Genomic DNA, 14,427 nt, shown 5'->3' with positions numbered 1-14,427 from the left:
TTTTTCTGGTAATAACCAGATTGACAGAAATCCAGCTTCTCCCGTAGCCTGAACTTATCCGGCGTGAACCGGAACCGGCCCACGGGGCCTCCGCACCAGAGAAAATGGACGCGCGCAGTCAGGGAGGGGTGCTGCGATGCAGATTAAAAGAACGTCGCAGTCGCGGCGCGGCTTTTCATCGCCGGAAGACAGTATCATCGCGGCCTGCCGTGAGTTGAACGCCAGCGGCCTGAATCAGGGTACATCGGGCAATATCAGCCTGCGGCAGGGCGCCGGTTTGCTGATCACCCCGACCTCGCTGCCCTACGACGCGATGGAACCCGCCGATATCGTCGCCATCGGGGTGGATGGCCAGGCGTCGGGTGAGCGTCGACCCTCCAGCGAGTGGCGCTTCCACTATGACATCCTGCGCAACCGCCCGGATGTGAATGCGGTTGTCCATGCCCATCCGGTTCATGCCACGGCCCTCGCCATGCATGGCCGGCCGATCCCGGCGGTACACTACATGGTTGCTATCGCGGGCGGCGATGAAATCCGCTGTGCGCCCTATGCGCGTTTCGGCACGCAAGAGCTTTCCAACGCAGCGCTGAAGGCGCTGGACGGCCGGATGGCCTGCCTTCTGGCGCATCACGGCATCATCGCGCTTGGCCGCACGCTGTCCCAGGCGATGTGGATGGCGCAGGAGATTGAGGCGCTGGCCAGGATGTATCTGGTCAGCCTGCAACTGGGAGAGCCGCCGCGGCTGTCGCCCGAAGAGATCGAGGGGGTGCGCGCCGCCATGAAGGGCTACGCGCAGGTCTGAGAGAGGTCGGCTGCCCCGGCAGGGGTGGCGGGCTTGAACGCCGGGTCGGAGGAACCGGATCAGTCAAGGCGGCTACAAGGCCGCCACAAAGGGAGGAAATGAAATGACAGGACTGAAGACTTTTGCCTTCTGTGGCACGGCGCTGGCACTTTTGCTCTCGGCGTCGGGCGTCATGGCCGAGGAACACTCGCTGGAAGGCAAGGTGATCGGCATCACGGCGATCCGATCGGACAATCAGGCCGACCGGCTGTTCTACCAGAGCGCAATCGCCGAGGCCGAGAGGCTGGGAGCCGAGGTCATCGCGTTGGACGCCCAGTCCAACGACCAGACCCAGGTCAGCCAGATCCAGACGCTGATCGCCCAGAAGCCTGACGCGATCATCGAAATCCTGGGTAATATAGACGTGCTGAACCCGTGGCTTGCGCGGGTGGAAGAGGCGGGCATTCCGCTTTTCACCATCGACACCACCACTCCTTCGGCCACCAACGTGGTCGCGTCGGACAACTACGCCATCGGCTCGGCGCTTGCGCTGAAGATGGTGGCTGACATGAACGGCAAGGGAAACATCCTTGTCTTCAACGGCTTCTACAGCGTGCCGCCCTGCAAGATCCGCTACGATCAGATGAAGTATGTCATCTCGAACTTTCCTGATGTGAAGGTGATCGAGCCCGAGATGCGCGACGTGATCCCGAACACGGCGCAACGTGCCTATGCCGATACGGCCGACATGTTGACCAAGTATCCCAATGACGGCGACATCAATGCGGTCTGGGCCTGCTGGGATGTGCCGCTCATCGGGGTGACGCAGGCGATTGACGGCGCGGGCCGCACCGGCATCCGCACCTATGGCGTTGATGGTTCGGCCGATTTCCTTGCGATGATCCAGGACCCGGACAGCGCCGCCGGTGCGGTCGTGATTCAGGATCTCGTGGGGATGGGTAAGGCTTCGGTCCAGAATGTGGCCGCCCATCTTGCCGGCGAGAAAGTGCCGCCCTTCACCTTCGTTCCGCATATCATGGTGACCAAGGAGAATGCGGAAGAGGTTGTGCCGACCCTGCCTTCGACCGACTGACGAACAGCAATGGCCGGGCGGCCCATGGTGGCCGCCCGGCCTGATCTTACCGCAGGGCAGGGGAGAGAAGGATGCCGTTGGACACAACTTCCGCGGTGATCGAGATGCAGGCGATTTCCAAGCGTTTTGGCCCCGTTCGGGCGCTTGAAGGGGCCAATCTCACGATCCGCAGGGGAACCATTCATGGATTGGTCGGCGCAAACGGTGCCGGGAAATCCACAATTATCAAGGTTCTGGCCGGTATCCTGCGTCCCGATGCCGGAACGATCCGCATTGACGGTAACGAGATTGCCCGGCTGACCCCTGCGCTGGTCGAAAAGCTCGGGGTCCATTTCATCCACCAGGACCGACTGATGGTGCCGACCGCCACGGTGGCCGAGGCGATCTTTCTGCGGCACGAGCCGCGGATCGGTCCCTTCCTGAACCACAAGGCGATGCGCCGTCGTGCGGCCGATCTGCTCAAACGGTATTTCGATCTCGACCTGCCGGGTGATGCGCTGATTCAGGACCTGACCACCGCCCAGCAGAAGATCGTCCAGATCACCCGCGCGCTGGCGCAGGAAGCCAAGATTCTGGTGCTGGACGAGCCAACCGCCGCGCTGGTCAAGCGCGAAGTTGACAGCCTCTTCCGCGTGCTGCGCCGACTGCGTGACGACGGCATCGCGGTGATCTTCATTTCGCATTACATGCAGGAGATCGAGGAAATATGCGACGAGGTGACCGTGATGCGCAACGGCACCGATGTCGGCGTGGTCGATCCGCAGAGCGCCGGGATCCAGCAGATCGTGGCGATGATGATCAACCGCGACATGGGCGAGATGTATCCGCCGCGTCAGGCACAGATCGGCGCACCCGTACTTGAGGTGCAGGGCCTGTCGCTGGCGGGCAGCTTTCGCAATGTTTCTCTGACGATACGCGCGGGCGAGGTTGTGGGGCTGACGGGCCTGCTGGGCTCGGGCGTGAAAGAACTGATCCAGTGCCTCTTCGGTCTTGACCGGCCTGACGCCGGGCGGATCGCCATCGACGGGGTCGAGGTGACGGTGGCCAATCCGGTCCAGGCCGTGGGCCGCCGCATTGCCATGCTGCCCGAAGACCGCCGTGCCCATGGCATCGCGGCGGGATTGTCGATCGCCGACAACATCTCGCTGGCCTCTATGGGCCGCTATGCGAAGGGCGGCCTTGTCTCGTCGAAGAAGGAAGCCGAGATCGTCGATGGTCTGATCCGCGAGCTTTCGATCAAGACCCCGCACCGGCACAATCTGGTCAAGAACCTCTCGGGCGGCAACCAGCAGAAGGTCGCCATTGCGAAATGGCTGTCGTGCCAGTCGCGCATCTATGTGTTGGACGAGCCGACCGTAGCGGTGGACGTGGGTGCCAAGGTTGAAATCTACAACCTGATGAACCGGCTGGCGGCAGAAGGGGCGGCGATCTTGCTGATGTCTTCTGAACTCGAAGAACTGGTGGGCATGTGCGACCGCACGCTTGTCATCTACCGGGGCGAACTGATCGACGAATTCACCCGCGCCGAAGCCGATACCGACAGCCTGCTGGCCGCGGCTTCGGGCGCATCGCGTACGACCGCGAGGGAGACGACATGACAATGACCTCCACTGCAGAAACCGCCGGGTCAGGCGCCCGACCCGAAGGGACGGGACGCCGCAAGGGAACCCTGTTCCTGCGTCTGGGCGCACTGGCCATGTTCGTGCTGATCATGGCGTGGTTCGCCTTTACCACCCGGGGCTTCATCTCGCCCGCCAACATCTTCAACGTGATAGAGCAGACGGCCATCATGGGCGTTCTGTCCTTCGGCATGGCGGTGGTGCTGATCGGAGGGGGAACCGATGTTCAGACCGGTGGCATCGACCTGTCGATTGCCGCCAATACCGGACTTTGTGCTGCGGTCTATGCGACGATGCTGAACGGCGGCTGGGGTGATCTGGCTTCCGCCGCGGCGACCTTGGGAACCGGTATCGCGGTGGGGCTTCTGAACGCCGTTGCTGTGGTCCGGCTGGGCATCCTGCCCTTGTTGGCCACGCTGGCGGTGATGAACATCAGTGCCGGTCTGGAGCTGACTATCACCGAGAACCAGGTGATCGGGGTCAGTTCGCCGGTGACGATGGTCATTGCCACCGGGCGCTTCCTTGGACTGTCGATGCTGGCCTGGATCTTCATCCTCTTCTCGCTGGCAATGATCTGGGCCATTCACTATTCGCGCACTGGCCTGAGGCTCTATGCCGTGGGCGGTCACCCCGAGGCCGCCCGGGCGGCGGGCATCAACGTGGGTGCCTATGTTGCCGGCACCTATGCCTTTTCCGGCTTCTGTGCCGGGTTTGCCGCAATCCTGCTGGTGGCACGGCTTTCTGCCTCGACCACTGCGACCGGGCAACTTCTTCTGGCAATCCTTGCAGCGGCCCTTCTGGGCACGGTCTTTTCGCGCCGCTTTGTGCCGACGGCGGGCGGCACGATCCTGTCCACCCTGTTCATCGGCTTTCTTGCCAACGGGTTCCAGCTCTCGAACGTTTCCTACTACTGGGTCAACGGCGTGCAGGGCGTCCTGATCCTGATGGTCGTTGCCGTGACCACCTTCGCCAAGCCGCAGGGGAAATGAGATGATGAATCTTTCCAGAGCCATGCCCATCGAAGACCGGCTGCGCGCAGTTTCGAACTATGCGGTGATCGTCGCATTGCTTCTGATTGTCATCGGCTTCGCCATCGCGGCCCCCAGCTTCCTGACCACGGCGAATCTTTACAACCTGATCCTTAACAACGTCGTCATGCTGGCGATCGTCGCCATCGGCATGACGATCGTGGTAAGCTCGGGCGGGATCGACCTTTCCGTCGGCATCTCTGTCGATATGGCCTCGATGGCGTTCATCATGCTGCTGAAGGCCGGGGTCTTCGTCGGCGTGGCCATGGCGGCGGGGATCGGGGCGGCCTTGCTGGTCGGGTTGATCAACGCACTGCTGATCACCCGGCTGAAGATCAGCCCCTTCCTTGCCACGCTGGGCATCCTCTTCATCGGACAGTCGGTTCAGAAGATCGCCTCGGGCGGCGGTAAGCCGGTCTATCTGGCCAATGCCAAGTACGCCCCCACCTTCAACGCCATCGTCAAATCCGACGTGCTGGGCATTCCCACCCCGATGCTGATCCTTGCAGTGATTGCGGTCGCTGTCTTCGTCTTGCTGCACCGCTCGGTCTTCGGCCGTTATATCCGCGCGCTCGGGGCACAGCCGGGTGTTGCCTGGTACTCGGGCATCCGCGTTCAGTTCCATACCTCGCTGGTCTATATCATTGCGGCAGGGCTTTGCGGCGTGACCGGCATTCTGTTGTCCTCGACGGTGAAAAGCTATGTGCCGCTGTCGGGCGACGCCTATCTGCTGGATGCCATCGGGGCCTGCTTCATCGGCACCACAATCTCGGCCCAGCGTCGCCCCAGCGTCATCGGTACGCTGATCGGGGTGCTGCTGTTGGCCGTCACCCGCAACGGGCTGTTGTTGGTCGGCTGGAATTTCTACTGGCAGCAGGTCGGCATCGGGGTTCTGGTCTTTGCAGTTCTGGCGCTCAGCTTCGGTCTGCGGGGCAGGGGGCACTGATGCCGCAGTTCGACGTCTCCTGCGTCGGCTTCTATGTCGTCGATATCCTTGGCCGCCCCGTCACCCGCATTCCCGAGGGGGGGCGTGCCGACTATATCGAGGAAATCTGCATGACGGTGGCGGGCACCGCCGGAGCAACCGCGCTGGACTGCGCCATTCTGGGGCAGAAAGTGCGGGCCGTCTCGCTTGTGGGCAGCGATGCCTTGGGCGACTACATGGTTTCCACGCTGGAGGGGCACGGCGTGGATTGCAGCTGCATTGCCCGTACCGGCGCGACCCAGACTTCTGCCACCATCCTGCCCGTTCGCCCGAATGGCGAACGCCCGGCTCTGCATGTGCCGGGCAGCGCAGCCCTCTTCACCCTGGTGCCCGATCAGCATGAGGCTGCGCTTGATGCGCGTATCCTGCACCTCGGTGGCACCGGCTTGCTGCGCAGCTTTGACGGGGCACCTACGGTCTCGCTTATGCAGGCGGCCAAGAAAAAGGGGCTGACCACCACCTTCGACCTGATCCAGGCCACCCCAGCCGTTGCGGCTTTGGTCGCGCCAATGCTGCCGCTGACCGACTGGTTCATCCCCTCGATCGAGGAGGCGCGGGAACTGACCGGCCTTTCGGCGCCGCAGGAGGTTGCCAGCGCCTTGCGCGATCAAGGTGCGCGCAACGTGGTGCTGACGCTGGGAGGCGAGGGCGTCTTTGCCCTGGCTGAAGATGGCGCGACCTTGCGCCTGCCCGCGCATGACATCCCGGTGATCGACACCACCGGCTGCGGCGACTGCTTTACCGCAGGGGTGATTACCGGGCTATCGAAGAACTGGGATCTTGAACAGACCCTGCGCTTCGCCACTGCAGCCTCGGCCCGGGTGGCGATGGCACTTGGCTCGCAGGGGCTGCTCACTTCGTTCGAAGACACATGGGCCGCAATGGAGAAGCTCCCTCTCCGCACGCATTGATCCACGGTTTTCGAGGCGGCAGGGCGGGTCAAGCTGGCCCGCCCTTTCGCATTCACGAGGCCAGCGCAGCCCGGGTTTCGTCCAGAGCCGGGCCAAAGCGGCGGAACTGCGCACGGAACCGATCGGCCGCATCGGGCAGCGCATCGGGGCCGGTCATGCGGAACATGATCGCCGTCGTGGCCGAGGCTTCAAGCATCCGTTGCAACGCCGCATCGCCAACGCCCACGGGATCGGTGCCGCACAGCCGGGCAAAGCGCAACGCCATCTCGTTCTGATCGCGATAATCATCGAAATGCCCCTCGGCCTCGCAGGCGGCCAGACCCGCCGCAAGCTGAGTCCTGGTCGGCGCCGGAATCGTGCCCGACCAGGCATAGGCGATGTAGCGGGCCTGTTGTTCGAAGGGCACGGGGTAAGGGCCCTGCTGCGGCCAGAGCCCCATCAGGGCCAGCCCGGGCAGATCAGGATGGAAAGTGAAATCGGCCACCCGCATCCCCTTGGTATCTACGCGCAGCGTCGCCGCAATCGCATCGGACAGGAACGGCAGGTTCAGATCGAACCCGGTGCCAATGATGATGCCATCCGCCTCGACCGAACTGCCGTCGGTGAATGTCACCGTCTGGCCGTCGACCTGGGCGATCCATGGCCGCACCGAGAGGCGGTTTTCGGCGACAAGGTTCAGGTAGTGCTGACTGCCGGTGAAACCCGCCTTACGGATGTCAGTATGTGGTTTTGGCGCCCCATAGCGCGCCGGGTCGCCGCCATAGGTCAGCACGAATTCCTGCTGCGCCCGGTCCAGCTCGTCTGCGGTGGCGTGGTCGCGCATCAGCGCTCCGCCGCGGGTAAAGGCGTAGTATTCCAGTGGTACCCCGCGCACCATCTTGGGCATCACATAGCGCTGCCGCCGCTGCGACAGCCAGACTGCCCGGCTGCCCAGCATCGACAAGTCGGAGGCGATCTCCAGCGCTGAAATCGAGCCACCCGCGACGACCACGCGCTTGCCGCGAAACTCTTCCGGCGATTTGTAGTGGAAGGCATGGCGTGCCCCCAGTTCGCCCGAAAAGCTTTCCAGCCCGGCGATGGCCGGAATATTGGGCTTGTTGTAGCGCCCGGTGGCGATCACGATATTTGGCACGGTCATTTCCTCGACCATGCCATCCTTTTCGAGAAGCAGGCGATAGCCTCCTTCGACCTGCTCCAGCCGAGCCAGCCGGGTGCCCAGCCGGGCGTTCTCCAGCAGGCCGAACATCTCGGCATAGCGGCGCATATAGGCCAGCACTTCCTGATTGCGCGGGAAGACGGCCACTTCTGCCGGATAGTCGAGATCGGAAAAGGCGGTGGTGATCCGCGCCGTATTGGTTCGCATCTCGGGCCAGACGCCCGACATCGGGTTCGATCCGTTCCACTGCCCGCCGATCTCGCCATGCGCCTCGACCAGGATCGGGGCAAAGCCCCACGCCTTCAGCCAACGCGCGGCGGCAAGGCCCGCGGGGCCCCCGCCGATGATTGCGACTTGCCTTGTCATTCGTTCATTTCCTCCGTGTTGTTGCGGGCCGGGCCTCCTTTCCCGGTGACCGCTGAATCGTGTTTCACTCCGCAGCCGGATCGCGCTGCAGGGCAATCAGCCGTGTCATTGCCACCGCACCCAGAAGCGGGCCGGGAACCAGAACCAACAATGCTGCGCTCCAGCCCAGGGCGGCAGCGATCAACGGAAGAAGCTGCACACTCAGCGCGGCGAAGAGAAAGCCGATCGCGGTCTGCAGCGTCATCAGGCTGCCTGCCCGCGCGGCCGGAGCGGCATCGGCCACCAATGCCGAGAACTGCGCAGAATCGGGAATGACCGAGGCTCCCCACACCATTGCCGCAAGGATGGTCAGGGCGGCGGGTCCGCCAAGGCTTGCCGCAGTTGCCACGCCCGCCAGCGCTGAAATCAGCATCGCCGCGCGCGCGACCTGAGCCTTGCCGATCCGGTCGGCAAGGCCGCCTGCGGGCAGGCAGGCCAGCCCTCCCAAGGCGATGGCGGCAAAGGCGGTCAGCCGCGCGTGCCCTTCCGCAAGAGACAGCGCCAGAACGCTGCCGATCCAGGCCCAGAAGGCGTAGAGCTCCCACATATGGCCGAGATAACCGGCATAGGCCAGCCGCAGCCTCCGGTCGCGCCACGCCAGCGCAAGGACACCGAACGAAAACCCGGGCGCGCGCTGGTGGTGCGGTCCCAGCCGGACCGCCGCCATAAGCCCCGCTGCCATCACCGCCAATCCGCTCGCCATCAAAGTCGGGGTGCGCCAGCCGTGGCCCCCTCCGAAGGCGATCAGATGCGATGCGGCCGAGCCGACCGTCAGCGCCCCGATCAGCAGACCAACCATCGTTCCGCGTCGCGCCGTCGTCCAGCCAACTGCAATCTTCATCCCCACCGGGTAAACCCCGGCGAGCGCGGCACCCACCAGAGCCCGCAGCACGATCTGCCCGGAGTGATCCGCCGCCAGCAGAACCATCGCCGCATTGGCTGCCGCCGCAAGCAGTGCTGATCCGGCGAAAATCCGGCGCGGATCAAGGCGGTCGGCAAGTCCCAGCATCGCCAGCCCCAGCGCCCCAAGAACGAAACCCGCCTGTACCGATGTGGCAAGCGCCCCCGCTTGCCAGACTGAAAGCGGCGCCTCGGCCCGCATCTCGGGCAAGAGCACGCTGGCCATGAACCAAAGGCTCATGGCGAGGATCTCGGCCATGGCTAGGGCTGCGATGCTGATCACATCGACGGTGCGCGCAGGGCTTTGAGGGCGGGCAATCATGACGCGCAGCGGTTCCGTTCAGACCTTCGGCCGGATAGTCCTTGACAGGCCGGCCGCCGTCAACGAAATTCTGATCATAACCAGAAATTGCAGATGCTTGCGCCATAGGCGTGCACGAAACAGGAGACGAAATGATGAGCTTTCGCGCATTGGTGGTGACGAAGGGCGACGACGGGGCCACCTCGGCGGCCGTGCGCGAAGTTGACGATGCCGATCTGCCCGCAGGCGAGGTGACGGTCGCGGTCGAATATTCGACCCTGAACTACAAGGATGGGCTTTGCCTTGGTCCGGGCGGCGGGCTGGTGCGCAGCTATCCGCATGTGCCGGGCATCGATTTTGCCGGCACTGTCGAGAAAAGCGTCGATCCGCGTTTTGCTCCCGGCGACAAGGTGGTGCTGACCGGTTGGCGCGTGGGTGAGGCGCAATGGGGTGGCTATGCGACCCGGGCGCGAGTCAAGGCCGACTGGCTGGTCCCGCTGCCCGCGGGTCTGACCACGCGGCAGGCAATGGCCGTGGGCACCGCCGGCTTCACGGCCATGCTTGCGGTTATGGCTCTCGAGAATCACGGGCTGCAGCCCGGCAATGGCCCGGTGCTTGTGACCGGGGCGGCGGGGGGTGTCGGCTCGGTCGCGACCGCTATTCTTGCGCGTCTGGGTCATGAAGTGGCCGCCGTTACCGGGCGCCCTGAAAGTGCCGACTATCTGACCCGCCTTGGTGCCACGCGCATCGTGCCGCGTGCCGATCTGGCCGAAACGGTCAAGCGCCCGCTGGAAAGCGAGACCTGGGCCGGGTGTGTCGATGCCGTCGGCGGCGCAATGCTGGCGCGGGTGCTGGGTCAGATGCGCTATGGCGCCTCGGTCGCGGCGGTGGGGCTTGCGGGTGGGGCGGCGTTGCCTGCCACAGTTGTTCCCTTCCTCCTGCGCGGGGTCAACCTCCTGGGCATCGACAGCGTGATGTGTCCAACCGCCCGGCGCATTCAGGCCTGGGAACGGGTGGGACGTGACCTGCCGCTCGATCTTCTGGAGACCATGGTGCAACCCGCGGGCATGGCCGATCTGCCCGCACTTGGGGCTGCGATCCTGAAAGGCGGTGTGCAGGGCCGTGTCGTCGTCGATGTGAATGCCTGAGGGCGACGATGAAGCTCTACCTCTACTCCCATTGTCCCTACTGTGTTCGTGTACAGATGGGGTTTCATCTCAAGGCATTGCCTGTCGAAGAGATCTACTTGTCCTATGATGACGAGGAAACTCCAGGACGCCTGATCGGCCGCAAGATGCTGCCGATTCTCGAGGACGCCGATGGCATTATGGGAGAGAGCCTGGACATCCTGCAGAAGATCGACGGTTTGTCGGGGCACCGCAGTTTCGATCAGACGCCGCGTGAAGAAATCACCGAATGGCTCGCGCGGTGGAAAGCAACGATCTACGGGCTTGTCCTTCCCCGCGTCGCCAATCCGGGGCTCCCCGAATTCCGTACGGCCAGGGCGCGGGCGGCCTTTGTTGAAGCAAAGGAGAGGGCCTATGGGCCGTTCACGCGCCTTCTTGAACGCAGCGGAAAGCTGATGAGCGACATGGAACGTGGATTGCACGAATTGAGCACGATTCTTCCTCGGACGCATCAGGTGGGCATCGATGATATCCTGCTGTTTCCGATGCTCCGCTCGATCAATATCGTCAACGCAATGCCGGCCAATCGGGATGTTCAGGACTACTACGACAGAATCGCTTCATTGACTGGCTTCAGCCTCCATGACCTCGGGCAGCGTGAGGGTGCCGTCAGAGGAAACGGGCTTGCAGCGGGGTAGCGGCTTGTCGCCGGGCGTGCTCAAGAGGGGTACGCTGTGTCCAACGTCACTGGCTTCCGGGACTTTTGAGCGCGTCACGTGATGAAAACGCAGATCGCAATCGCGACCAGGGACTCTGGCCACGCCGTGGAAGACCAGCGCCAAGAGCATCACTGATGATCGGCCCGTAGATCGCCGATTACACGGCCGAGAGGGCACTGGACCTTCTGGGCCTCCATTCCCAAACCGTCCACTGATGGAAGGACGGTTGAACACCCAGAAGGTTCCGCCCAATGCTGCCGTGTGGGACGCTCAGCTTGTTTTGGGCGTGGGGTGCCGGGATCGTAGACTGTCCGACGCAAAGGCGAGACCTTCATCGCGGATCCTGGACCGAAAATCAGTCAAGGGCGTAGGCTGCTGGTGACGGAAATGTAGCGCGCACCTGGCGCGACGACGGTTTCTGGGCCATGCGGGACATCCGCGAAGAAGAACAGGCTATCGCCCGAACAAAGGTGAAAGACCTGCACGCCATAGCGGTAGATCACTTCCCCATCCAGCATGTAGATCAGCTTGACGCCGCTCTGGCATGTGTCGCGTTGAAGCACTGATGTTTCATCTAAAACAATAAGATAGGGCGCCACCAGCAACCCCGATTCAGATGAATCGAGGTCCTTGAGAAGAAGATGCCGCTGACCGTCGGCGTTGTGACTTGGCGCCGTCTCGACATCTTGACCCGCCTTTACGAATTGGACGTCGTGTTTCCTGTCATAGCTGCGGAAGAAAACAGAGGGCGGGGCGGAAAGAGCGCGGCTCAGCAGATGCAACGTAGCGATGGAGGGACAGGCACTCCCGTTCTCCATTCTGGAGAGCATGCTCGGGGATACGCCGGTTGCCTGGGCGAGATCGGAAATCGTCATGCGTCGACCGCGCCTCATCGCGCGAACTTCCTGACCAATGGCATTGCCGAGGCCGCGAGCGGAATCCGATCGGATCTGATGAGAATCCTGATTGAGATCCTTGTCGCTGCGAAAAGCCTCGCTTTCGCTGCTTGCGCGGAGAGCCCGGTCCGGCGATCCCGGCTGGAGCTTGACGTTGCGAGGCATGATCCAAACCTGTGATGTCGATTGAGCGCAGACCAATTGGCTGGCAGCGAAAAAAAGGACCGGCATCAATTCCAAGACGCCGGCCAGTACGCCCGCTCGGGAGAGTTGGGGACTTTACGGATACGTCAGATAAGACCGACGCCGGCAAGGGCACCCACCCCTGCAATAGTGAAGCCCGCCAACCGCCTGAAGGTCGCCGCGTTTTCGCGAGCGGCCAATGCACAACTGACACCGACAAGATGCAAGGCCGCCGTGGATGCAACAAATCCTAAGATGAAGGTTGCCCAAGTCGTGCCCTGAACCACCTCAGCTCCATGGGCGTGCCCATGAAACAGCGCGAACGCCCCAACGATACCCAGCGAGATCGCTGTCCTGGGCTGCAGGCTCAGCAGGATCATCGCTCCAAGAACGATCGACGACAGTACGATCGCGGGTTCCACAGCGAAGAGCGGGATATCGGAACCCGCCATAAGCGCACCGACAATCATCATGCTGATAAATGTCAGAGGAAACTGCCAGACAGCTGACCCGCCCCGCATCGCACCGAGGATGCCGACGGCCACCATCGCAGCGAGGTGGTCAACTCCAGTGACCGGGTGAAGGAGGCCAGCCGCCAAGCCGCCGATAGCGTGGTTGCCCGGATGTGCAAGCGCAACACTCGGAAGCAAAATCATGGCGGTCGTGAGACGTGCTGTTTTCATTGTACGCTCCTGTCATTTTGAGTAGCTTCGATTGCCGTAAGTGATTTCATTCGATCAGTTTTCGCGAGTTTCGAACGATCCAGAACCATCGCTATCCTTGAAAACCCGGTCCGTCATTTTCGACGCGGCTTGGGGGGATGCCCGGTTATCGCCATGCGCGCCAGGTTCCAAAGTGATAGGGTGGCTCTTTTCAATGGGATTGCGTCACGCGCGATAATCCGGGCCGAAAAGCCATTGGCCAGCGGGAGCTGTGAGATGCCGATCGCACCGTCCTCAAAGCCGACGAGCGACTCGCGGGCGTTCGCGATGCACCGCTCGATATCGACGCCCGGGGCAATCACGATGACACTGCCGTGGCAGGTGAACCCGCCCATCCGACCGATCCCGCTTCGCGCAAAATCCGCGCCCGTGACGCGAAACCGGTCGATGGCCAGGGGTTTGCCCTCGGGTGTGATTACGCGCAAGTCGTTCTCGAACAGGTCGAAGACCTGTCCTGAGTCCGAGGGGTCATGGGTGAGAAAACTGTCGAACAGGATTGCGCTAGCCGCGGCGTCGACCCGAAGCGTAGTCGCGGATTTCAGTCTGGCGCCGGGAAACAGGATTGCCGCTTCAGGAAGGTATTCGACCAGCGCTCCGGCGGCGGCGGAAATCTCGCAGAACTGTTCGGCGCCGCCATAGGTGGCGCGGTGGATAATCGTCGAGGCTTGCGAGGTCACCTGTGCCTGCGCGTTTGGGCCGACCTCGATCATCGTTGCCAGCCGGTCGAGCGAGTAGAGCCCACCAGAACAGGATTGGGTGTAGATCGTGGCCATGCCGCCCATAGACCCGTCGTCGAGATAGAGGGGGCGGCAGAGGTGGAAGGGATAGGACGAGAATTGCTTGCTCAGAAACGTCCGTCCTGCTGGCGCCCGTGTGAAGGACAGCTGCAACCTACCCCGCTTGGCGAGAGCAGGAGTCAAAGCTGTGTCCGAGACAGTTCCGTCAGGCATGGGTGAACAACACATCATGCAGAAGCCGTTCAACCAGCTCATCGAGCCCGGTCAGCCGTTTGCAATCAGTCAGGATCACGGGCTTGCCAGATCGGACTGCAAGGGCTTCCTGCAGCATCATCTCGACATTCACGCCGACATAGGGGGCGAGATCAATCTTGTTGATTACAAGGGTATCGCACCGGATGATTCCCGGGCCTTTCTTGCGCGGGATGTCGTCGCCGCCAGCCGTATCAATGACGAACAGCCAGTAATCGACCAGATCGAGCGAAAAGGTCGATGCCAGATTGTCTCCACCGCTTTCAATGAAGATCACATCCGCATTTGGAAACAGGACGTCCAGCCTGGCGGCGGCGGCGAGATTGAGCGAGGGATCCTCGCGGATCACGGTATGAGGGCAGGCCCCGGCCTCGACAGCCAGAACCCGGGCGGGGTCGATAAGCCCCGAGCGTTGCAGCCGCAGAGCATCTTCCTTGGTGACGAGGTCGTTCGTGACAACCGCCACTTCGACACCCCGCGTAGTCAGTGCAGGGATCAGGCGTTCGATCAGCGCGGTCTTGCCCGATCCAACCGGGCCACCGATACCTACCCGGGCCGCTGTCTTTCGGGCGGGTGTACCCTTTTGTGGTGTTGCTGCCTGGTTCATGTGAC

14 protein-coding genes are annotated in these 14,427 nt (G+C 62.7%); 8 read left to right on the top strand and 6 right to left on the bottom strand.

Annotated features, from left to right (window positions below):
* The first annotated feature begins 136 nt into the window (after positions 1-136).
* From V7Q39_RS01360 to V7Q39_RS01335, 6 genes are all read left to right on the top strand, one after another.
* Positions 137-802: a class II aldolase/adducin family protein gene (locus V7Q39_RS01360; protein WP_333814436.1), complete on the top strand. Its 666-nt coding sequence runs from the start codon at positions 137-139 to the stop codon at positions 800-802.
* A 103-nt stretch (positions 803-905) separates the two neighbouring features.
* Complete coding sequence (locus V7Q39_RS01355) at positions 906-1,874, top strand: sugar ABC transporter substrate-binding protein (RefSeq protein WP_333814435.1); 969 nt, start codon at positions 906-908, stop codon at positions 1,872-1,874.
* 71 nt (positions 1,875-1,945) lie between these two features.
* On the top strand, positions 1,946-3,472 hold the full coding sequence (locus tag V7Q39_RS01350; RefSeq protein WP_333814434.1) for a sugar ABC transporter ATP-binding protein: 1,527 nt from the start codon (positions 1,946-1,948) through the stop codon (positions 3,470-3,472).
* Positions 3,469-4,482 (top strand): ABC transporter permease, encoded by a 1,014-nt coding sequence (locus tag V7Q39_RS01345; RefSeq protein ID WP_333814433.1) that lies wholly within the window; start codon positions 3,469-3,471, stop codon positions 4,480-4,482. The genes V7Q39_RS01350 and V7Q39_RS01345 overlap by 4 nt, the downstream gene beginning before the upstream one ends.
* A gap of 1 nt (position 4,483) precedes the next feature.
* On the top strand, positions 4,484-5,467 hold the full coding sequence (locus V7Q39_RS01340; RefSeq protein ID WP_333814432.1) for an ABC transporter permease: 984 nt from the start codon (positions 4,484-4,486) through the stop codon (positions 5,465-5,467).
* Positions 5,467-6,417 carry a carbohydrate kinase family protein gene (locus V7Q39_RS01335; protein WP_333814431.1) on the top strand — a complete coding sequence of 317 codons (951 nt, stop codon included), beginning with the start codon at positions 5,467-5,469 and terminating at the stop codon, positions 6,415-6,417. The genes V7Q39_RS01340 and V7Q39_RS01335 overlap by 1 nt, the downstream gene beginning before the upstream one ends.
* A 52-nt stretch (positions 6,418-6,469) precedes the next feature.
* On the opposite strand, the gene V7Q39_RS01330 is transcribed toward V7Q39_RS01335, so the two are convergent.
* A complete protein-coding gene (locus V7Q39_RS01330; protein ID WP_333814430.1) occupies positions 6,470-7,939 on the bottom strand; it encodes a flavin-containing monooxygenase in 1,470 nt (489 codons plus the stop codon).
* Between the two features lie 64 nt (positions 7,940-8,003).
* Positions 8,004-9,200: an MFS transporter gene (locus V7Q39_RS01325; protein ID WP_333814428.1), complete on the bottom strand. Its 1,197-nt coding sequence runs from the start codon at positions 9,198-9,200 to the stop codon at positions 8,004-8,006.
* Positions 9,201-9,334: 134 nt separating this feature from the next.
* On the opposite strand from V7Q39_RS01325, the gene V7Q39_RS01320 reads away from it, so the two are divergent.
* Together V7Q39_RS01320 and grxB are read left to right on the top strand one after the other, a co-directional pair.
* Positions 9,335-10,327: an MDR family oxidoreductase gene (locus V7Q39_RS01320; RefSeq protein WP_333814427.1), complete on the top strand. Its 993-nt coding sequence runs from the start codon at positions 9,335-9,337 to the stop codon at positions 10,325-10,327.
* Positions 10,328-10,335: 8 nt separating this feature from the next.
* Complete coding sequence (grxB, locus tag V7Q39_RS01315; RefSeq protein WP_333814425.1) at positions 10,336-11,004, top strand: glutaredoxin 2; 669 nt, start codon at positions 10,336-10,338, stop codon at positions 11,002-11,004.
* A 380-nt stretch (positions 11,005-11,384) separates the two neighbouring features.
* On the opposite strand, the gene V7Q39_RS01310 is transcribed toward grxB, so the two are convergent.
* From V7Q39_RS01310 to ureG, 4 genes are all read right to left on the bottom strand, one after another.
* Entirely contained in the window at positions 11,385-12,086 is a 702-nt protein-coding gene (locus V7Q39_RS01310; protein WP_333814424.1) for a helix-turn-helix domain-containing protein, read from the bottom strand.
* 125 nt (positions 12,087-12,211) lie between these two features.
* Positions 12,212-12,787 (bottom strand): HupE/UreJ family protein, encoded by a 576-nt coding sequence (locus tag V7Q39_RS01305; protein ID WP_333814423.1) that lies wholly within the window; start codon positions 12,785-12,787, stop codon positions 12,212-12,214.
* 113 nt (positions 12,788-12,900) lie between these two features.
* Complete coding sequence (locus tag V7Q39_RS01300) at positions 12,901-13,599, bottom strand: urease accessory protein UreD (protein WP_333814421.1); 699 nt, start codon at positions 13,597-13,599, stop codon at positions 12,901-12,903.
* A gap of 169 nt (positions 13,600-13,768) precedes the next feature.
* On the bottom strand, positions 13,769-14,422 hold the full coding sequence (ureG, locus tag V7Q39_RS01295; protein ID WP_333814420.1) for an urease accessory protein UreG: 654 nt from the start codon (positions 14,420-14,422) through the stop codon (positions 13,769-13,771).
* Positions 14,423-14,427: the final 5 nt, after the last annotated feature.

The sequence above is a fragment of the Tabrizicola sp. genome, assembly GCF_036781545.1.
In the GTDB taxonomy this organism is placed as follows: Bacteria; Pseudomonadota; Alphaproteobacteria; order Rhodobacterales; family Rhodobacteraceae; genus Tabrizicola.
Note: the sequence above shows the minus strand (reverse complement) of the source record. Positions and strands in the feature narration are given on the sequence as shown.